Annotated in this window: 17 protein-coding genes and 1 tRNA gene; 13 read left to right on the top strand and 5 right to left on the bottom strand. The window is 62.8% G+C overall.

Annotation, left to right across the window (positions count from 1 at the left end; all coding sequences use genetic code 11):
* Position 1: 1 nt before the first annotated feature.
* On the bottom strand, positions 2-3,520 hold the full coding sequence (locus FHX10_RS20805) for a hybrid sensor histidine kinase/response regulator (RefSeq protein WP_028756816.1): 3,519 nt from the start codon (positions 3,518-3,520) through the stop codon (positions 2-4).
* A 319-nt stretch (positions 3,521-3,839) separates the two neighbouring features.
* On the opposite strand from FHX10_RS20805, the gene mscL reads away from it, so the two are divergent.
* From mscL to FHX10_RS20830, 5 genes are all read left to right on the top strand, one after another.
* The gene (mscL, locus tag FHX10_RS20810) at positions 3,840-4,277 is read left to right on the top strand and encodes a large conductance mechanosensitive channel protein MscL (protein ID WP_028756817.1); all 438 of its coding nucleotides are present in this window, start codon (positions 3,840-3,842) and stop codon (positions 4,275-4,277) included.
* A gap of 120 nt (positions 4,278-4,397) precedes the next feature.
* Positions 4,398-5,564 (top strand): pyridoxal phosphate-dependent aminotransferase, encoded by a 1,167-nt coding sequence (locus FHX10_RS20815; protein WP_028756818.1) that lies wholly within the window; start codon positions 4,398-4,400, stop codon positions 5,562-5,564.
* A 221-nt stretch (positions 5,565-5,785) separates the two neighbouring features.
* On the top strand, positions 5,786-6,820 hold the full coding sequence (galE, locus tag FHX10_RS20820; protein WP_184390124.1) for a UDP-glucose 4-epimerase GalE: 1,035 nt from the start codon (positions 5,786-5,788) through the stop codon (positions 6,818-6,820).
* A 206-nt stretch (positions 6,821-7,026) separates the two neighbouring features.
* Complete coding sequence (locus tag FHX10_RS20825; protein WP_184390125.1) at positions 7,027-8,988, top strand: bifunctional diguanylate cyclase/phosphodiesterase; 1,962 nt, start codon at positions 7,027-7,029, stop codon at positions 8,986-8,988.
* Between the two features lie 85 nt (positions 8,989-9,073).
* Positions 9,074-10,126 carry an enoyl-CoA hydratase/isomerase family protein gene (locus FHX10_RS20830; protein ID WP_127430959.1) on the top strand — a complete coding sequence of 351 codons (1,053 nt, stop codon included), beginning with the start codon at positions 9,074-9,076 and terminating at the stop codon, positions 10,124-10,126.
* Positions 10,127-10,138: 12 nt separating this feature from the next.
* Here the strand turns inward: FHX10_RS20830 and FHX10_RS20835 are convergent, their stop codons facing one another.
* Together FHX10_RS20835 and FHX10_RS20840 are read right to left on the bottom strand one after the other, a co-directional pair.
* Complete coding sequence (locus FHX10_RS20835; protein WP_184390126.1) at positions 10,139-12,199, bottom strand: ATP-dependent helicase; 2,061 nt, start codon at positions 12,197-12,199, stop codon at positions 10,139-10,141.
* Between the two features lie 107 nt (positions 12,200-12,306).
* On the bottom strand, positions 12,307-12,573 hold the full coding sequence (locus FHX10_RS20840) for a hypothetical protein (protein ID WP_097594990.1): 267 nt from the start codon (positions 12,571-12,573) through the stop codon (positions 12,307-12,309).
* 135 nt (positions 12,574-12,708) lie between these two features.
* Between FHX10_RS20840 and FHX10_RS20845 the strand changes: the two genes are divergently transcribed.
* Together FHX10_RS20845 and FHX10_RS20850 are read left to right on the top strand one after the other, a co-directional pair.
* Positions 12,709-12,969 (top strand): BON domain-containing protein, encoded by a 261-nt coding sequence (locus FHX10_RS20845; protein WP_097631395.1) that lies wholly within the window; start codon positions 12,709-12,711, stop codon positions 12,967-12,969.
* 94 nt (positions 12,970-13,063) lie between these two features.
* Positions 13,064-13,324, top strand: coding sequence for a hypothetical protein (locus FHX10_RS20850; RefSeq protein ID WP_028756825.1), 261 nt, complete (start codon positions 13,064-13,066; stop codon positions 13,322-13,324).
* 293 nt (positions 13,325-13,617) lie between these two features.
* Here FHX10_RS20850 and FHX10_RS20855 read toward each other — a convergent pair whose 3' ends face one another.
* Both FHX10_RS20855 and FHX10_RS20860 read right to left on the bottom strand, forming a co-directional pair.
* Positions 13,618-13,860 (bottom strand): DUF982 domain-containing protein, encoded by a 243-nt coding sequence (locus tag FHX10_RS20855; RefSeq protein ID WP_011650393.1) that lies wholly within the window; start codon positions 13,858-13,860, stop codon positions 13,618-13,620.
* 314 nt (positions 13,861-14,174) lie between these two features.
* A tRNA-Thr gene (locus FHX10_RS20860) sits at positions 14,175-14,249 on the bottom strand.
* A gap of 153 nt (positions 14,250-14,402) precedes the next feature.
* On the opposite strand from FHX10_RS20860, the gene FHX10_RS20865 reads away from it, so the two are divergent.
* The 6 genes from FHX10_RS20865 to FHX10_RS20890 all read left to right on the top strand — a co-directional run bounded on the left by FHX10_RS20865 (position 14,403) and on the right by FHX10_RS20890 (position 18,901).
* Complete coding sequence (locus tag FHX10_RS20865; RefSeq protein WP_184390127.1) at positions 14,403-14,597, top strand: hypothetical protein; 195 nt, start codon at positions 14,403-14,405, stop codon at positions 14,595-14,597.
* A 107-nt stretch (positions 14,598-14,704) separates the two neighbouring features.
* Complete coding sequence (murA, locus tag FHX10_RS20870) at positions 14,705-15,997, top strand: UDP-N-acetylglucosamine 1-carboxyvinyltransferase (protein WP_028757476.1); 1,293 nt, start codon at positions 14,705-14,707, stop codon at positions 15,995-15,997.
* A gap of 95 nt (positions 15,998-16,092) precedes the next feature.
* On the top strand, positions 16,093-16,524 hold the full coding sequence (locus tag FHX10_RS20875) for a DUF2948 family protein (RefSeq protein WP_028757475.1): 432 nt from the start codon (positions 16,093-16,095) through the stop codon (positions 16,522-16,524).
* 118 nt (positions 16,525-16,642) lie between these two features.
* Positions 16,643-17,941 (top strand): histidinol dehydrogenase, encoded by a 1,299-nt coding sequence (gene hisD, locus FHX10_RS20880; RefSeq protein ID WP_184390128.1) that lies wholly within the window; start codon positions 16,643-16,645, stop codon positions 17,939-17,941.
* A gap of 4 nt (positions 17,942-17,945) precedes the next feature.
* Positions 17,946-18,419 (top strand): UPF0262 family protein, encoded by a 474-nt coding sequence (locus tag FHX10_RS20885; RefSeq protein WP_097544977.1) that lies wholly within the window; start codon positions 17,946-17,948, stop codon positions 18,417-18,419.
* Positions 18,416-18,901, top strand: coding sequence for a low molecular weight phosphatase family protein (locus tag FHX10_RS20890; protein ID WP_184390129.1), 486 nt, complete (start codon positions 18,416-18,418; stop codon positions 18,899-18,901). Before FHX10_RS20885 ends, FHX10_RS20890 begins: the two co-directional genes overlap by 4 nt.
* Positions 18,902-18,955: the final 54 nt, after the last annotated feature.

Consider the following 18,955-nt stretch of genomic DNA (forward strand, 5'->3'; position numbering starts at 1 on the left):
CTTACTCAGCGGCGGCGCGCTTGAGGCCTGATATCTGGGTGATATAGGCGCGCAGCGCCGCCGGCCGCACGGGTTTGTGCTGAACGGCGATGCCGTATCGCTCGGCCTCGCTGCGCACCTCCGGCGTCCGGTCGGCGGTGATCATCAGGGCAGGGATATCGGCGCCGAACTGCCGGCGCAGATGCAGGATGGCGGCTATGCCGGTGCCGTCGCCGAGATGATAATCGGCGATGACGATGTCAGGCGGTCCTCCCTGGCCGTCGCTTGATATCACGTCGGCGAGGCAATCCAGCGCCTCCACCTCGCAGCCCCAGCCGCTGATCAACAGCCGCATGCCTTCGAGGATTTTCGGCTCGTTGTCGATGCAGAGGATCTTCAGTCCGCTCAGCGGCTGCCCCGGACGGTCGGCGGGCGTGACGGCCGCTGCGGCCGCGGCCGGGCGCGAGACGTCGAGCGGCATGGCGATGCGGAATTCCGTGCCCTTGCCATGGGTCGACTGCAGTTCGACCGGATGGTTGAGCACCCGGGCGATGCGGTCGACGATCGATAGGCCGAGCCCCAGGCCAGAGGCGGTTTTGGCGCCTTCGTCCAGCCGCGCGAATTCCTTGAACACCGTGCGGAATTTCGATGGCGGAATGCCGATGCCGGAATCGATCACCTGGATGATCACCTGGTTGCCGCGCCGCCGCGCGCCGACCAGCACCTTGCCGGTGATCGTGTATTTGATGGCGTTGGAGACGAGGTTCTGCACCAGCCGGCGCAAGAGGTTGGGGTCGGAGCGGACGCGCAGCGACGTCGGCATGACCACCAGTTTCAGCTGTTTTTCCCGCGCGATCGGCGCAAAATCGGTCTCGATCCGCTTGAGCAGGTCGGAGAGCGCGACGGCGGCGAGCCGCGGCCGCATGGCGCCGGTGTCGAGCCTTGAAATATCGAGCACCGCGCCGAGAATGGTCTCGACCGATTCCAGCGCCGAATCGATGTTGCGCACGATCGGGCTGTTGTCGGATTGCGCCATGCGCTCGACCAGCGCCGAGGAATAAAGCCGGGCGGCATTCAGTGGCTGCAGGATGTCGTGGCCGGCGGCCGCAAAGAAGCGTGTCTTGCCGATATTCGCCTCGTCGGCGGCGGCGCGTGCCTCGCCGAGTTCGCGGTTGACGCGGGTCAGCTCGGCCGTGCGTTCGGCGACGCGCTGCTCCAGCGTCTCGTTCGCCTGTTTCAGCGCCTGGTCGGCAGTGACGCGCTGAGTAATGTCGGTAAAGGTGGCGACGATGCCCTTGTCCGGCATGGCGTTGGAGCGCACCTCGATGATCCGCTCGCCGCCGTCAAGCACCAGCGAAAAGGGTTTGTCGAGCGTCAGGAAATGCCGCACCGTCTGGCTGAGATCGCCGGGCGCGATATCGCCGCGCTGGCTGAGCGTGGTGACGATCTCGGACAGGGGAAAGCCGACCTGCCCGGCGCTTTCCGGCAGATCCAGCAATTGCCGGAAGCGCCGGTTCCAGATCGTCAGCCGGTTGGAACTGTCGAAGACCGCAATGCCCTGGTCCATCTGCGACAGCGCCGTCTGCAGCATGTCCTGGTTATATTGCAGCGCCTCGCTCGCCTGGTCGAGCAACCAGGCGGTATCGGAAGAAGCATCTTCGATCTTCTGCAGGATCAAGGACAGCACCAGCCGGGCCGAGGACGAGCCGATGGCGCTGCCGAGCAGCTGTTCGCTGAAATGGATGAGCGCCATATCGGCCGGCTGCTCGTCCTCCAGCTTGCGGCCGGAGCTTTGTTCATAGGTGGTGAACGAGCGCTGCATGCGCTCTTCGCCGAGATAACGCGAAATCGCCGCTTTGAGGTCGCCGACGCTGATACGGGTCTTCCAGCCGCGCGTGGCAAATTGCGAGCGCGAATGCCGCTTGACGAAGATGCCGGCCTGAATGCGCTCCAGCGGCCTGGCATTGCGGGTGAGCGAACCGACGATGAAGAAGGCGGTGTTGACGAGCAGGCTCATGACAGTCGCATTGACGAGCGGATCGGCATCGGCTGCGGTGAACAAGGTGGTCCCGGGAAAGATGAAGCCGAGCACGGCGCTCGCCACATAGGAATAATCAGGCCCGCCGAGCGAGGGCAGGAACAACAGGTACACCCAGATGATGAAGCCGGAGGAAAGCCCCAGGATCGCGCCGCGCGCATTCGCCCGCCGCCAGATCAGCCCGCCGAACAGCGCTGGGGCGATTTGCGCGATCGCGGCAAAGGAAAGCAGGCCGATCGAGGCGAGGCCGGCGGTGCTGTCGGTCGAACGGTAATAGGCATAGCCGAATAACAGCACGGCGAAGATGGCGCTGCGGCGGATGTTCAGCAGTGTCTTGGCGAAATTGTCGCGCAGGCTGGCGCGGCCGGCGAGTTTGCGCCGGAGGAAGATCGGCATGATGATGTCGTTCGACACCATGATCGACAGCGCCACGGAATCGACGATGACCATCGCCGTTGCGGCCGAAAAGCCGCCGATGAAGATGATCAGCGAAATGACGGGCATCTGACCGGCAAGCGGCAGCGACAGCATGTAGAAATCGGCATTGCCGGCGCCGCCGAAGGTCAAGAGCCCGCCGATCGCCACCGGCAGCACGAAGAGATTGATGGCGATGAGATAGGTAGGAAACAGGAAGCCGGCGAGTTTCAGCTGTTTCGGCGTCCGGTTTTCGACAACCGTCACGTGGAATTGCCGCGGCAGCAGGATGATCGCGAAGGCCGACAACAGGATCAGGGTGATCCAGCGGCTGATCGGCGTATGGTAGCTGAGCGCCGACATGACCAGTTCGTTGTCGACGGTCTTCTGCCAGAGATCGGTCGGGCCGTCGAAGAGAAACCAGATGACGCAGACGCCGGCCGTCAGGAAGGCGACGAGCTTGACGACGGATTCCATCGAGACGGCGAGGATCAAGCCGTCCTGGTGTTCGGTCGCATCCGTATGCCGCGTGCCGAACATGATGGCGAAGCAGGCAAGCACCAGCGTCGCGAGGAGCGGCAGGTCGAGGAAGTAGAGATTGCCGCTGCCGATGCCGTAATCGGACGGATTGACCATGGCGCTGACGGTGCTCGAAATCGCTTTCAGCTGCAGCGCGATATAGGGAATGGCGCCGATCAGCGAGATCAGCGCGACGATCGTGGCGACCGTCGGGTTCTTGCCGTAGCGCGCGGCGACGAAGTCGGCCACGGAGGTGAGCTTTTCCGCCTTGGCGAGCTCGATGATGCGGCGAAGCAGCGGCATGCCGAGCGTGAAGACCAGGATCGGGCCGATATAGATACCGGCAAATTCCAGCCCCCGCTGCGCCGCAAGCCCGACACTGCCGAAATAGGTCCAGGAGGTGCAGTAGATCGCAAGGCTCAGCGCATAGACCACCGGCCATCCGCCTTCCAGCGTGCCCGGGCCGAGCATGCCTGGGCTGCGGTTCTTGCGGTCGCCATAGCTTGCCACGGCAAAAAGCAGGAGCAGATAGCCGAAGGCAGACGCGAATATGACCCAGCCTGGAAGCATTGACCCTCCGCCGGCGGAAACCCGCCGGGACCTCCCGCAACATTGGTCAGCTTAAGTTATTTCAGACGCTTTGAAAATTCCCGGCCATCTAGGCCTTAAGTCATAGGCCGCGAAGGGTATCGGCGAATAATTGCGATTGCCGATTGATGAATTGCAATGAAGGTGCAGCTACTGCATAATTCCTCAAGTCGAAATTGATTAAGAATAAATTGTGCGTCAATTCAAAGCGTTGCAGCCTCCTTCACGAGGCTGAAGAGAGGCGTGACGCTGTAAAAGACAGTTGCATATCTTTGAAATGCATCGAAGGGAGACGGATCCGATGCTCAATGAGTTCAAGGCCTTTATCGCCCGCGGCAATGTCATGGATCTTGCCGTCGGCGTCATCATCGGCGGCGCCTTCGGCGGCATCGTCAAATCGCTGGTCGACGACCTTATCATGCCGATCGTCGGCGCCATTTTCGGCGGCTTCGATTTTTCGAATTATTTCCTGCCGCTGTCGTCGGCCGTCAACGCGCCGTCGCTTGCGGCCGCCCGTGCGCAGGGAGCGGTGTTTGCCTATGGCAGTTTCCTCACCGTCCTCATCAATTTCCTCATTCTCGCCTGGATCATCTTCCTGATGGTCAAGGGCGTGAACATCCTGCGTGCCCAGGTCGAGCGCCAGGAAAAGGCCGCACCGGAAGAGTTGCCCCCGCCGCCCGCAGACGTGCAGCTGCTGACCGAAATCCGCGATCTGTTGGCCAAGCGCCCGACGGCTTGATCGGCTGGAGCCCGTCCGTTCCGGCCGGGCTCATTCATCACCAAAATCGATATGCCATCACTGGATATCATGGGATTTGCCGACGCAAATCCTCTATGAAGGCGAAAACCGGAGATATGCATGTCGATCTTGAGCAGCCTTAGCCCGCGCGCCGTGGCGGCGCCCGAAAGCGGGATCGTCGAAGTCGTCAATTATGCCCGTGGCCGTGAGGGCCTGTTGCCGCTCTGGGTGGGGGAAGGTGACCTGCCGACGCCGGATTTCATCAGCAAGGCGGCGATGGATGCGCTGGCGGCCGGCGAGACCTTCTACACCTGGCAGCGCGGCATTCCGGAGCTTCGCCAGGCGCTTTCGGATTATTACAGCAGACATTTCGGAATCCGGCTTCCGGTCGAGCATTTCTATGTCGCCGGCTCCGGCATGCAGGCGATCCAGATCAGCGTGCAGGCTCTGACCTCGCCGGGCGACGAAATGATTTACCTCACCCCCGCCTGGCCGAATATCGCCGCCGCCCTCGAGATCGCGGGCGCACGCTCGGTCGGCGTTCAGCTGCAGTTCGAAGGCGGCAAATGGGCGGTCGATCTTGACCGCATCGAAGCCGCGATCACGCCGAAGACCAGGGGGCTGTTCATCAACACGCCGTCGAACCCGACAGGCTGGACGGCAACCAGGAAGGATCTTGGTGATCTCCTGGCGCTGGCCCGCAAGCACGACCTCTGGATCATGGCGGATGAGATCTATGCCCTCTATTATTTTCCAGGCGGCCGTGCGCCCTCTTTCCTCGACGTGATGGAGCCTGATGACAAGGTCATCTTCGTCAATTCCTTCTCGAAGAACTGGTCGATGACCGGCTGGCGCGTCGGCTGGATCGTCGCACCCCCAGAGATGGGCCAGGTGCTCGAAAACCTGATCCAGTATTCGACATCGGGCGTGGCGCAGTTCATGCAGAAGGGCGCGGTCGCAGCCCTCAATGAAGGCGACGATTTCGTGCTCGCCAATATCGCCAAGGCGGCCCGTTCCCGCGATATTCTCTGCGATGCGCTCGTTGCCACCAACCGCGTCGAGACGCTGAAGCCGGATGGTGCGCTTTACGCCTTCCTGAAGATCGACGGCGTCACTGACAGCCGCAGGGCTGCGCTCGATATCGTCGACAAGACAGGCGTCGGCCTTGCCCCCGGCACCGCTTTCGGCCCCGGCGGCGAACTCTTTCTGCGCGCCTGTTTCCTGCGTGACCCAGCCCAGGTGGCGGTCGCCGCCGAGCGTCTCTGCGACTATATCCTCAAGCTCTGACCAACATTGGCCACGAGACCCCATCTGGTGGCCGGCCAAGTCGACTTTGTGCCGGAATCGCCGGATCGATAAAACTCTAGCAATGCCCGAAATCGGCCTCTAACCACGACTCCAAACATACCGGTTCAAAGGCCCTCGAACGGCCATTCGATAAGAAAATTGGAAAGAAAAACCGGCGCCTGATGCCCCTGCTTATAAAAACGAAAGCAGGGATGCGGGACATGGCGGTTTTGGTGACGGGCGGGGCCGGATATATCGGCAGTCACATGGTTTGGGCGCTGCTCGATGCGGACGAGGATGTGGTCGTGCTCGACCGCCTCTCGACGGGCTTTCGCTGGGCCGTGGCGCCGGCGGCGCGTTTCTATCTCGGCGACATTGCCGATCCCGACATATTGAAGAAGATCTTCATCGAAAACGACATCGAGGCGATCATCCATTTCGCCGGCTCCGCCGTCGTCCCGGTCTCCGTCGCCGATCCGCTTTCCTATTACGACAACAATTCCGGCAAGACCCGGGCGCTGCTGAGCGCTTCGGTCAAGGCCGGTATCCGCAATTTCGTCTTCTCCTCGACGGCGGCCGTCTACGGTCAGCAAAAGTCGGACCTGCCGGTGAAGGAGACTGCCTCCCTCAATCCGGAAAATCCTTACGGCCAGTCGAAGCTGATGACCGAATTCATGCTGCGCGATGCCGCCGCCGCCTATGATTTCAACTATGTCGCGCTTCGCTATTTCAACGTCGCCGGCGCCGATCCGCACCACCGTGCCGGCCAGTCGACCTCAGGCGCCACGCATCTCATCAAGGTCGCCTGCGAGGCAGCGCTCGGCAAGCGCAACAGCGTCCATGTCTACGGCATCGACTATCCCACGCATGACGGCACCGGCGTGCGCGACTACATCCATGTCAGCGATCTCACGGATGCTCATCTGAAAGCGTTGCAGCATCTGCGCAAGGACAGGGGCTCGCTCGTCGCCAATTGCGGTTATGGCAGCGGCTATTCCGTGCTCGACGTGCTGAACATGGTCACCCGCCTGCACGGCCATTCCTTCAAGATCCACATGGCGCCGCGGCGCGCCGGCGATTCCGCCAGCGTCGTCGCAGACGCGTCGCTCGCAAGGCAGGTGCTCGATTGGAAGCCCAGATACGATTCGCTGGAAACCATCGTCCAGAGCTCGCTTGATTGGGAACTGTTCCTGTCGAACAAGGGTGTCGACGATCTGCAGAGTATCCACCGGGCACTCGCCGCCGCGTCGTTCTGAGCGGCGCATGACAGCGCCGCGCGCCTTTTCAGACGCGCAGGACGCTGTAGCACTTTGAACTGCTGCATCACTCCCTCAATCGATCTCGATTGAAGGAGTGATGCAATAGCCTGTTTATATCCCCCGCCTGCGGGGTCGCATGCCGTTACGTGAATAAGGAAAAATCAGGCTTTCTCTGGCTGGCTCGGGCCAACGGAAAAGAGAAGATGAAGAAATTTCTGGCCGCATTGCAGCTGCAAAAGGACAATCCGACGCTTCTGACGGCGCAGTTTCGGGCCCCGTCGTCACAGATCCCCATTCTCTACGTCCTCCTGATCATCAACGCCCTTGCGGTGGCGATCACTCACCTCAAATCCGCACCCCTCTGGCTTTCGCTCTACATTCCCGTCGGCTTGAGTGTCCTCTGCGTCTTCCGTCTCTGCTGGTGGGAGATCCGGGGCAAGGAAAACGTCACCGCCGAACGGGCCTATAAGCTGATGAAGGTGACAATGGTCGGGGCCGGCGTCCTGACTTTCGCCTTCGGCGGCTGGGCGATCGCGCTTTATCAATATGGCGACGCCTCCCAGCAGGGCCAGATCGCCTATTTCCTCGTCGTCACCGGCATCTCCTGCATCTTTTGCCTGATGCACCTGCCGATGGCGGCGGCACTGACCACGGTGATCACCTTCTCGGCCATGATTGCGACCTTCATGTTCTCGGGCAATCCCGTTTTCGTCGCCACCGCCGTCAGCGGCCTGTTCCTGATCCTGCCCTTCCTCAGGGTGATCAACAGCTATTTCCAGAATTTCGTCGGCCTCGTGCAATTGACCGAGGAGCTGAAGCAGAAGCAGGCGGAGGCCGAGGAACTGAACCTCGTCAACAGCCGCAACGCGCTGCATGACCAGCTGACCGGCCTTGCCAACCGCCGCAGCTTCTTTCTCTCGCTGGAGAAACGGCTGCAGAAGGACCCGTCCGCGCCGCCCGTCCTCGGCATTCTCGATCTCGACGGCTTCAAGCCCGTCAATGACGTCTTCGGCCATGCTGCGGGCGATCTCGTGCTCAAGGAGACGGCCCGCCGCTTCGTCGCGCTGGTCGGCGAAGAGGGCATCGTCTCCCGTCTCGGCGGCGATGAGTTCGGCATCATCTTCCCCTGTTCGATGACGCGCCAGGCGATCGCCGATCTCGGCCAGGCGCTTTGCGCCGCCGTCCGCGAACCTTACGAAATCCCCGACGGCTCGGTCCGCGTCTTCGGTTCCTGCGGCATCGTCTATCCCGATATCGGCGAGTACACGGCCGAGGATCTCTACGAGAAAGCGGACTTCGCTCTTTACCAGGTCAAGAGCAAGCGCAGCAGCGGCGTCGAATTCTTCTCGCCCGACCACGAGAAGATCCTGACGCAGCGCCACCTGATCGAACTCGAACTGCAGGCGAACGACTTCGCCAAGGAATTGAAACTGGACTATCAGCCGATCGTCGAATTGAGGAGCGGCCGCGTCGTCGGCTACGAGGCGCTCGCCCGCTGGGACAGCGCCCGCTTCGGCCGCATCAGTCCGGAAGCCTTCATTCCCGCTGCCGAGCGCACAGCGGTCATCGGCCGTATGACCCGCATCCTCTTCGCCAAGGCGCTCGAAGCGCTGGCGATCATTCCCAGGCATCTCAGGCTGTCCTTCAATCTCTCGGCGCGCGATATCTGCGACCACGAGACCTCGATGGCGCTGCTTGCCATGATCACTCGCTCCGGCATCGATCCGAAGCGCATCGAATTCGAGATCACCGAGACCGCACTGCTCTCCGATTTCGACACCGCCGATCAGGTGATATCAATGCTGCGCGCCGCCGGCATCTCGATCGCGCTCGACGATTTCGGCACCGGCTATTCGAGCCTCAGCCATATCCACCGTCTCGGCTTCGACAAGCTGAAGATCGACAAGGCCTTCGTGATGAATTTCGATCGCGACGCTCGTTGCATGAACATCACCCGCTCGGTCGCCAATCTCTGCCAGAATCTCGGCATTGCCTCCGTCGCCGAAGGCGTCGAAAGCGAAGAGATCGCCGAAGGATTGAAGGCGATGGGCGTTCGCCTGGCGCAGGGCTATCATTTCTCGCGGCCGCTGCCGCTGGAGCTTGCCATCGACTACGCCGCAAGGTGCGATGCCGCGGCCTCCGCCCGCAATTCACTGTCTGCCTGAACAATCAAATCCGCGACCGGTCGCAAAGCGACTGGAGCGAAGCTGGATCGTCGTCTATTCATGGTCGTAACCGAGGAGGTGAACCATGCAGGACGGCGAAGTCATCATTGAACGGCGGGGCACCGCAGGCGTGATCCGGCTCAACCGGCCGCGGGCACTGAACAGCCTGACGCTGCCGATGATCCGCGCGATCACCGAGGCGTTGCAGGCTTTTGCCGGGGATTCCGAGGTGGCAAGCGTCGTGGCCATGGGCGAGGGCGAACGCGGCTTCTGCGCCGGCGGCGATATCCGCGCCCTGCATGAGAGCGCCCGCGCCGGCGATGGCCTGGCGGCAAGCTTCTGGCGCGAGGAATTCCGCCTCAACCATCTGATCGCCTCCTACCCCAAACCCTATGTCGCGCTGATGGACGGCATCACCATGGGCGGCGGCGTCGGCCTGTCGTCGCACGGCCGCCACCGCATCGTTACCGAGCGCACGCGGCTTGCCATGCCCGAAACCGGCATCGGCTATGTCCCCGATGTCGGCGCCACCTGGCTGCTGCCGCGTAGCCCCGGCGAAGCCGGAACATGGCTCGCCCTGACCGGCCTCGATATCGGTGCCGCCGATGCCATCCATGCCCGCCTCGCCGACCTGCAGATCGCCTCGTCGCGGCTCGGCGCGGTGATCGATGCTCTGTCGACCCTGCCGCGCGGCAGTTCGTCCGGCGATGTCGATGCCGTCTTGCAGGCGCTTTCCGAGTCTCCAGGAGAAAGCCGGCTCAGGCAGAATGCGGCGATGATCGATCGCGCCTTCCGTTTCAACAGCGTCGAGGAGATCCTGGCCGCCCTTGCCGGGGAGGAGGGCGACTTCGCCGCCGAGACGCGGCGGGTGCTGCTGACGCGGTCACCGACCAGCCTGAAGCTCGCTTTGCGGCTGCTCAGGGCCGGCCGTCGCAGCGCCTCGCTCGCCGAATGCCTCGGCCGCGAACTCGGCGCCTGCCTGCAGATGCTGGATAATCCGGACTTCTTCGAGGGCATCCGCGCCGCCGTCATCGACAAGGACCGCAATCCGAAATGGTCGCCCGCGTCAGTCGAGGCCGTGCAGGTCGCAACAATCGAGCATTTCCTGAAACCGGCCGAGCCGCCGCTTTCGCTCTGAACTGTCCTGGGCCTATCGCCACATGCCGCGCATGCGGGCGCCGACATCGATGCGTACCTGCCGCGCCTGCGCTTGAGCGGCGGTCTGCGATTTCACCTGCGGCCAGCTGCAGGCCTCGAAGAACTGCAGCAGGGTGGCGGGAATGAAGCGGCTGCGTGAGGCATAGACATGCCGGTCGCCCTGCGAATTCTGCCCATAGGTGAAGAAGCGTTGCGGCACGACCAGATCGAGGCCGTCTCTCGCCCGCGTCATCGCGACATAGAGCAGCCGGCGTTCCTCCTCGATTTCGGCGCTGGCGCCGACGGCGAGATCGCTCGGAATGCAGCCGTCGACGACGTTCAGCATGAAGACCCGCGTCCATTCCTGGCCCTTGGCGGAGTGGATGGTCGACAGGATGAGATAATCGTCGTCGAGGAGCGGCACGCCCGCCTGGTCGCTGGTCGCATCCGGCGGGTCGAGGGTGAGTTCGGTGAGGAAACGCTCGCGCGAGGCATAACCGCTGGCGATCTGCTCGAGCTGCAGCAGATCGGCCTGGCGCGTCGCGGCGTCCTCATGCAGCCGTTCCAGATGCGGCACGTACCATTGCCGCGCCAGACCGATTTCCGCCGGCCAGCCGGCCTTGCCGGTCTTCAGCTCCTGCAGCATCGAAACGAAATCAGTCCAGTCCTCGCCGGAGCGCGGCGGCGCGGGCATGGCGGCAAGCGCGGATAACGGGCTGGCATCCTCGGCCATCAGGTCGAGCGCCTTCTGCGCCGTCGACGGCCCGACGCCCGGCAGGATCTGCATCAGCCGGAAGCCCGCCACCCGGTCGCGCGGGTTCTGCGCGAAGCGCAGCGCAGCCAGCATGTCCTTGACATGCGCGCTGTCGAGAAATTTCAGCCCTCCGAACTTGACGAAGGGAATGTTGCGCCGGGTCAACTCGACCTCAAGCGGTCCACTGTGATGCGAGGCGCGGAACAGCACGGCCTGCTGCTTGAGCTTGAGACCTTCTTCGCGGTTGTCGAGCACCATATCGGCAACGTATCGCGCCTGCTCGGCCTCGTCGCGCACCGTCACCAGGCGCGGCCGCTCGGACGATTGCCGCTCGGTCCAGAGATTCTTGGTGAAGCGCTCCGAGGCAAGATCGATGACGGCGTTGGCAGCCGCAAGGATCGGCTGCGTCGAGCGGTAGTTGCGGTCGAGCGTGACGATATCGGCGGCCGGGCTGAAGGCGGCGGGAAAATCGAGGATATTGCGCACCGTCGCGGCACGGAAGGAATAGATCGACTGCGCATCGTCGCCGACGACGGTCAGCCCCTGGCCGCCGGGCTTCAGCGCCATGAGGATCGAGGCCTGCAGCCGGTTGGTGTCCTGATATTCATCGACCAGCACATGGTCGAAGCGGCTGCCGATATCCTCGGCAATGACAGTCTCGCCGACCATCTGCGCCCAGTAGAGCAGCAGGTCGTCGTAGTCGAGCACGTTCTGGCTCTGCTTGGACTCGACATAACAGGCGAAAAGTTCGCGCAGCTGTTTCTCCCACGCCGCGCACCAGGGAAAGGCGTCGCGCAGCACGAGATCGAGCGCGGTTTCCGAATTCACCGCTCGGGAATAGATGGCAAGACAGGTGCCCTTCGTGGGAAAGCGGCTTTCCGTCTTGGAGAAGCCGAGGTCGTGCCGGATGAGGTTCATCAGGTCGGCACTATCTTCGCGGTCGTGGATGGTGAAATCCGGATCGAGGCCGATCTGCTGGGCGTAATCGCGCAACAGCCGCGCGCCGATGCCGTGGAAGGTGCCCGACCAGGAAAGCGCGTCGGCCATGACGCCGGCATTGGCGCCAAGCACATCGCGGCAGATGCGCTCGACGCGCCGCGCCATCTCGGCGGCTGCCCGGCGCGAGAAGGTCATCAGCAGGATGCGGCGGGGATCGGCGCCCTTGACGATCAGATGGGCGACCCGATGCGCCAGCGTATTCGTCTTGCCGGAGCCGGCGCCGGCAATGACCAGCAGCGGCCCGGCAATATGGCTGCCGTCGGTGAGCGTGCCGTGCTCGACGGCCATGCGCTGCTGCGGATTGAGCTTTTCGAGGTACATCCAGCCGTCCGGTCGGGCTCCCGCAGAATCACTGGGGAAAGATTAGATGTTCCTTGAATGTTCGCGATTGCCCCCGCTGTCAAGCGCCGCGCTACGTCGAGCACGCCTCAATCGGGGAAATCCGGGCCGACCACGCGCCGCACCAGTTTCAGGCTGCGATCCGGCTGGAGAATATAGGTTTCCTCCACGCGCTGGCCCGTTTCGTTGTAGAACTGGTTGTAGACGGCGCTGCCGACCGGCGATTTGGTGAGCTTCGTTCGCGGCTGGCCGCCATAGGTAATGCTGCCGGGAATGGGGTCCAGCGCCGGGCTATCGGCCGAGGAGCAGCCGGCAAGCAAGGCCGCGGTTAACAAGGCTGATAGAAGCGCTTTCATCGTCTTCATCCCTCTTTCGACTGCAGCCAGATATGGAAATCGCCGCGTCTTTCGCCAAGGGCTGGCCACCCGGCCGCAACGAAATGCCTCGCCGCGGCGTTAACTGATATCTACCAACATCAGGAGACGGTCACGGTGCTCGGATTTCCAGCATTCACCGGCCATGAGGAGTCCGGCCGGCAGGGCCACAGCGATGCGGCGACGCGCGCTTCGGTGGAAAGCGCCCTTCATGCGGCCGGCGATATCGAAGCGGCGGACATCATCGTCAGCATATCGGGCGCCTATGTTGTCCTGGAAGGTTTCGTGCGCCGGCGCGGCGATGTCGAGCGGGCCGTCGAGATTGCCGAGAGCATCGTCGGCCGAGGCCATGTGCGCGGACGCCTGCTGCGACGCTAGCCGGCCCGCGTGCCCTCCATGTCTTGCGGCGCATGAAGGGAACCAAAATGCCCTCCGCGGGTTGAAAGGCCGGACCCAAACGCTGGAGACCCTCATGCAGTCGCTTCTTCGCATCTCTGCAATGACCTTGATTACAGGCGGTGTCCTTGCCGGCTCCGCCCATGCCTCGCTGGAAACCGGCACGAATTATTCCGCTCTGCCGAAGGACCAGATCGCCCTCAACGAATATACCGGGGCCGTCGCCTGCCAGCCGGTAGAGCCCCACTATCTCCCCTCCTTCATCCGCGCGGCGGACGGTACGATCATCGGCGTCGGTTATGTCGAGGTCGAGGACGAGGGCGGCGCAGACTGCTGAAAACATGAGGACTTGCTCGGACGAGGCTCGCCTGCGTCTCCGCTAAGGGTACGAGCCTCTAACCATCATCATGATGGCTGGGCATCTTCTATGAAGACACCTGTACCAGGCGCAACACCTGTTGCACCAAAACCCGGCGCGAGTTCGATGCAGGGTTAAGCAAAATTAAAACATTGTTCCGTTCCGGCACGTTCCGTTTACGAACGACCTGAAGTGACTTGGAAATCCCGACCGAAGTGCAGCGCATAACCCCGAAAATCGGAATCGATTTTCGGAAAGGATTATGCGCCAGTTCAATGCAGCTTCAGCTTCGCCTCTTCGGCCGCCGCCAGGAACTCGGCTCTTGCTTCTTCCACGCTCTTGCGCCCGTCGAGCGCTGCCCGGCAGGCGCTGCGGGCCTTGATGTAACGAAGCCCGCGCATACTCGGCCAGAGATCCGCCAGGCACTTCAGCGCATCGAACGGACCATTGACCGTTCGCGCATCGGCACCTTCGAAACCGACCTTGACCGGGCTGTTCCATCTTTCAGTTGCCATCGATACTCCTCCACGATTGTCGACAGAAACGACGTGCAGCATCTCCCAGTTCCTCCGGGGAAACTCCGCCATGATAGGCATTCTAGCGCGATTTTTGCGGTCAACAATGGTGAATCGATTATTGCTGATGAGACGAAATGTCAGCCTGCATGGCCTTCCCGGCTCTCGTCAGATGGCTGCCCTGCGAGAGGTTGGTGAAACGGAGAGCGTGCGGCCGGGTCCCTTCGCCCCGTTTACGGGAGAAGGTGGCGGCGGCCGGACGAGGGGCCGGCCTCACCGAGTGAGCAAAATGGTTCCTAATACTGAAAGAAAACTGGTGCTGCCGAGTGGGATTGAACCACCGACCTCACCCTTACCAAGGGTGTGCTCTACCACTGAGCTACGGCAGCAGGACCAGATCCGCGCGAGCCGGGGCTCAATCGCGGGAACGGGGCGGCTATTGCCACAGCTTGACGGCAAGCGCAAGCAGCAAATTCCAACTTCGCGTGGATTGCCGTGCAAGGGGCTTTTGGATCGGCGCGAATTCGGCTAATCCTTTTGGCATGAACGACAAGACCGAAACCGGCCAGCAGAGCCGCAAGCAAGCGCTCGAGGCACAGGCGAAACTGCGTCGCGAGCGCGCCGCTGAAAAGCTCAGGGAAAATCTGGGGCGACGCAAACAGCAAGTGCGCGCCCGCCGTTCGGGCCAGGCCGACGAAACAAATGGACTGCCCGCCGCAAAAATGGACGAATCGTAATGTTCCGTCCCGGACGAATTGAAGCGTCGTCAGAAATCCCCTAAACACTCCACTCCTTATTCCAAGGCAGAACTTTCAGGAAAGGCGGGCGCGGCCCGTAAGCGCACATGGATCGTATCAGAATCGTCGGCGGTAATGAGCTGAATGGCATCATTCCGATTTCCGGCGCCAAGAATGCCGCACTGCCGCTGATGATCGCCTCGCTTCTGACCAGCGATACGCTGACGCTCGAAAACGTGCCGCATCTGGCCGATGTCGAACTCTTGATGCGCATCCTCGGCAATCATGGCGTCGATGTCGCCGTCAACGGCCGCCGCGAGCGCCAGGAAGATTCCTACGCCCGCACGATCCATTTCACCTGCCGCACCATCGTCGATACGACAGCCTCTTATGAGCTGGTCTCGAAGATGCGCGCCTCCTTCTGGGTCATCGGCCCGCTGCTCGCGCGCGAAGGCCATTGCCGCGTCTCGCTGCCGGGCGGCTGCGCCATCGGCACCCGCCCCGTCGATCTCTTCATCGAAGGCCTGACGGCGCTCGGCGCGACGATGGACATCGATGCCGGTTATATCAACGCCAAGGCACCGGCCGGCGGCCTGATCGGCGCGCGCTACACCTTCCCGAAGGTCTCCGTCGGCGCCACCCATGTGATGATGATGGCGGCAACGCTTGCCCGCGGCACGACGGTTATCGGCAATGCCGCCCGCGAGCCCGAAGTGGCCGATCTCGCCAACTGCCTGAACGCCATGGGCGCCAAGATCACGGGCGCGGGGACTGCGACGATCACCATCGAAGGCGTCACCTCGCTCTCCGGCGCCCGTCACCGCGTCCTGCCGGACCGCATCGAGACCGGCACCTATGCCATGGCCGTCGCCATGACCGGCGGCGACGTCGTGCTCGAAAATACCGATGTGGCGCTGCTCGAGACCGCGGTGGAAACGCTGCGCCGGGCCGGCGCGGAGATCTCGTCGACCAACAACGGCATGCGCATCAAGCGCAACGGCGCCGGCATCAAGCCGGTCGATATCGTCACCGATCCCTTCCCCGGCTTCCCCACCGATCTGCAGGCGCAGTTTATGGCGCTGATGACGCGTTCTTCCGGCGTCTCGCATGTCACCGAGACCATCTTCGAAAACCGCTTCATGCATGTGCAGGAGCTTGCCCGCCTCGGCGCCAGGATTTCGCTCTCCGGCCAGACGGCGAAGATCGAAGGTGTCCAGCGCCTGCGCGGCGCGCCCGTCATGGCGACCGACCTGCGTGCCTCGGTTTCGCTCGTCATCGCCGGCCTTGCCGCCGAGGGCGAAACCACGGTGTCGCGCGTCTACCACCTCGACCGCGGTTTCGAGCGGCTCGAGGAGAAGCTGACCCGCTGCGGCGCCATCGTCGAGCGCATCAGCGAGTAAACGCGCCCTTATCCCGGTTGCGTAATCCGCTGCGGCATCTTATTTCCCTTCTGACGCATCGCCATTCCGGCGGTGCCCGCGGGGGATGAGGCTGAATGACCGACCTGAAGCTTATTGCGCTCGATGACGAGGACCTTGCGGTCGTTTCCGCGCATATGCAGGACAGTGTCTTCAAGGTCGGAGACATCGACTGGTCGCCGCGCGACGCGCAGTTCGCGCTTGCCGTCAATCGTTTCGTCTGGGAAGGTGCCGAGCGCAAGCGCCGCGGTTTCGAGCGCCGCCGTGCCGCCCTGGTCTTCAAGCGTGTGCTGGCCGTCCGGTCGCTCGGCATCGATCGTGGCAAACGCGACGAGGTGCTGTCACTGCTGGCGCTGCGCTTCGAGCCGAAGGGCGAGGGGCCGGATGGTACGGTCGAACTGTCGCTGTCCGGCACGGCCTCGATCGCGCTCGATGTCGAATGCATCGAGGTCCAGATGGCCGATATCGGCGGCGCCTGGGAGGCCTCTTCCAAGCCGCGTCACCGCTAGTGCATGTCGCCCGGAAGTGTGCAGCGGTTCCGGGATAACGGCATGCATAAAAAGAGCTTCAGTGCTTGACGCCTGAAGTTTGAATATCGCAGTTTCGAGTTGAGAGGGAATATCGGCCTTGGCAATCTGGCTGGATCAGGCATCGGAAGGTTTCGAGCAGCATTTTGCCGCCTTTCTGACGACCAAGCGTGAAATCTCCGAGGATGTGAACACCGTCGTTCGCGCCATCATCGATGATGTCAGGGCCCGCGGCGACGTGGCGCTCGCCGAATATTCGCTGAAATTCGACGGCATCGATTTCGCCACCGTGCCGATGCGCGTCACACCAGAGGAGATCGACGCCGCCGTCGAGGCGGTGCCTTCGGAAGTGCTGGGCGCGCTGAAGCTTGCGGCACTGCGCATCGAATCCCATCATCGCCGGCAGCTGCCGAAGGACGATATCTACGAGGACGACATGGGCGTCGGTCTCGGCTCGCGCTGGACGGCGATCGAAGCGGTCGGGCTCTATGTTCCGGGCGGCACGGCGAGTTATCCGAGCTCGGTGCTGATGAACGCCGTGCCGGCCAAGGTCGCCGGCGTCGATCGCATCGTCATCGCCGTTCCCGCCACGGGCGGCGCCGTCAATCCGGCGGTGCTTGCCGCCGCCAAGCTCGTCGGCGTCACCGAGATTTATCGTGTCGGCGGCGCCCAGGCGATCGCGGCTCTTGCCTATGGCACCGAGACGATCGCCCCGGTCGCCAAGATCACCGGCCCCGGCAATGCCTATGTCGCTGCCGCCAAGCGCCATGTCTTCGGCACCGTCGGCATCGATATGATCGCCGGCCCCTCCGAGGTGCTGGTCATTGCCGATAAGGACAACAATCCGGATTGGATTGCCGCCGACCTCCTGGCGCAGGCCGAACACGACGTCAGCGCCCAGGCGATCCTGATCACCGACGATGCCGCGTTCGGCAAGGCGGTGGAGCAGGCGGTCGAACGCCAGCTGAAGACGCTGAACCGCGCCGAGACGGCGGCGGCGAGCTGGCGCGATTTCGGGGCGGTCATCCTCGTTGCCGAAGTGAAGGATTCCATTCCGCTGGCCAACCGTATCGCCGCCGAGCATCTGGAGCTCGCCGTCGCCGATCCGGACCGGCTGCTCGACGGCATCCGCAATGCCGGCGCGATCTTCATCGGCGCTCATACGCCCGAGGTGATCGGCGATTATGTCGGCGGTTCGAACCACGTGCTGCCGACGGCGCGTTCGGCGCGCTTCTCTTCCGGTCTTTCGGTGCTCGATTTCGTCAAGCGCACCTCGATCCTGCGCCTCGGCCCGCAGCAGCTGCGCAGCCTCGGCCCGGCGGCGATCGCGCTTGCGGTTTCCGAAGGCCTCGATGCCCATGCGCGGTCGGTCGCGATCCGCCTCAACCTCGAAAGGTGAGGGCATGGCGAAGGGCGAATTCCGGCTTTGCGACGTCGTCCTTGACGATACGATCGGCCGTTCGACGCCCGATGTCGAGCATGAACGCGCTGTCGCCATCTTCGACCTGATCGAGGAAAACAGCTTCGAGCCGCTCGGCCACGCCGGCGGGCCTTACCGGCTGAACATCTCGCTGGTCGATTCGAAGCTTGTCTTCGCCATCACCACCGAAGAGGGCGGCGGCGTCGCTACCCATATCCTGTCGCTCACCCCTTTCCGGCGGATCGTCAAGGATTACTTCATGATCTGCGAGAGCTATTACGAAGCGATCCGTTCGGCGACGCCGAGCCGCATCGAGGCGATCGACATGGGCCGGCGCGGCATCCACAATGAAGGTTCGCAGACGCTCAAGGACAGGCTCGCCGGCAAGATAGAGATCGATTTCGACACCGCCCGGCGCCTTTTCACGCTGGTCTGCGTGCTCTACTGGCGCGGATGACGGCAATGGATCGCGCCGCCGAGATCGAGGAGGGAAAGCGGCCGGGCGCCATCCTCTTCATGTGCGGGATGAATGCCATCCGCTCGCCCATGGCCGAAGCGATCGCCCGTAGCATTCTGCCGGCCAATACCTATATACGATCGGCCGGCGTTCGCGCCGGCGAGCGCGATCCCTTCGTGGATGCGGTGCTCGAGGAGATCGGGCTTTCTCTCGGCCGCCGCCAGCCGCAGACGCTGGAAGAGCTCGAGGACGATTATTTCGATCTGATCATCACCCTGTCGCCGCAGGCCCATCACGCGGCGCTCGAGTTGACCCGGTCGAATGCGATCGATGTCGTCTACTGGCCGACGATGGATCCCACGGTTGCAAGCGGAACGCGCGAGCAGATTCTGACAAGCTACCGAGAGGTTCGCGATCACCTGGCCGGCCTCATAGAAAGCCGGCTACTCAAGCGAAATGGCATCGCCGCGCAATCGGCATGAAAACAAATAAAGGAAAGCCTGATCAACAAGGTTCACAAACCATCGTTGATTGTG

The organism is Rhizobium sp. BK591 (assembly GCF_014195045.1).
GTDB lineage: Bacteria > Pseudomonadota > Alphaproteobacteria > Rhizobiales > Rhizobiaceae > Rhizobium > Rhizobium anhuiense.

Excerpts from the sequence above, each read along its gene's own strand:
- FHX10_RS20805 (WP_028756816.1), bottom strand. The coding sequence starts at position 3,520 with ATGCTTCCAGGCTGGGTCATATTCGCGTCTGCCTTCGGCTATCTGCTC.
- mscL (WP_028756817.1), top strand. The coding sequence starts at position 3,840 with ATGCTCAATGAGTTCAAGGCCTTTATCGCCCGCGGCAATGTCATGGAT.
- FHX10_RS20815 (WP_028756818.1), top strand. The coding sequence starts at position 4,398 with ATGTCGATCTTGAGCAGCCTTAGCCCGCGCGCCGTGGCGGCGCCCGAA.
- galE (WP_184390124.1), top strand. The coding sequence starts at position 5,786 with ATGGCGGTTTTGGTGACGGGCGGGGCCGGATATATCGGCAGTCACATG.
- FHX10_RS20825 (WP_184390125.1), top strand. The coding sequence starts at position 7,027 with ATGAAGAAATTTCTGGCCGCATTGCAGCTGCAAAAGGACAATCCGACG.
- FHX10_RS20830 (WP_127430959.1), top strand. The coding sequence starts at position 9,074 with ATGCAGGACGGCGAAGTCATCATTGAACGGCGGGGCACCGCAGGCGTG.
- FHX10_RS20835 (WP_184390126.1), bottom strand. The coding sequence starts at position 12,199 with ATGTACCTCGAAAAGCTCAATCCGCAGCAGCGCATGGCCGTCGAGCAC.
- FHX10_RS20840 (WP_097594990.1), bottom strand. The coding sequence starts at position 12,573 with ATGAAAGCGCTTCTATCAGCCTTGTTAACCGCGGCCTTGCTTGCCGGC.
- FHX10_RS20850 (WP_028756825.1), top strand. The coding sequence starts at position 13,064 with ATGCAGTCGCTTCTTCGCATCTCTGCAATGACCTTGATTACAGGCGGT.
- FHX10_RS20855 (WP_011650393.1), bottom strand. The coding sequence starts at position 13,860 with ATGGCAACTGAAAGATGGAACAGCCCGGTCAAGGTCGGTTTCGAAGGT.
- FHX10_RS20865 (WP_184390127.1), top strand. The coding sequence starts at position 14,403 with ATGAACGACAAGACCGAAACCGGCCAGCAGAGCCGCAAGCAAGCGCTC.
- murA (WP_028757476.1), top strand. The coding sequence starts at position 14,705 with ATGGATCGTATCAGAATCGTCGGCGGTAATGAGCTGAATGGCATCATT.
- FHX10_RS20875 (WP_028757475.1), top strand. The coding sequence starts at position 16,093 with ATGACCGACCTGAAGCTTATTGCGCTCGATGACGAGGACCTTGCGGTC.
- FHX10_RS20885 (WP_097544977.1), top strand. The coding sequence starts at position 17,946 with ATGGCGAAGGGCGAATTCCGGCTTTGCGACGTCGTCCTTGACGATACG.
- FHX10_RS20890 (WP_184390129.1), top strand. The coding sequence starts at position 18,416 with ATGACGGCAATGGATCGCGCCGCCGAGATCGAGGAGGGAAAGCGGCCG.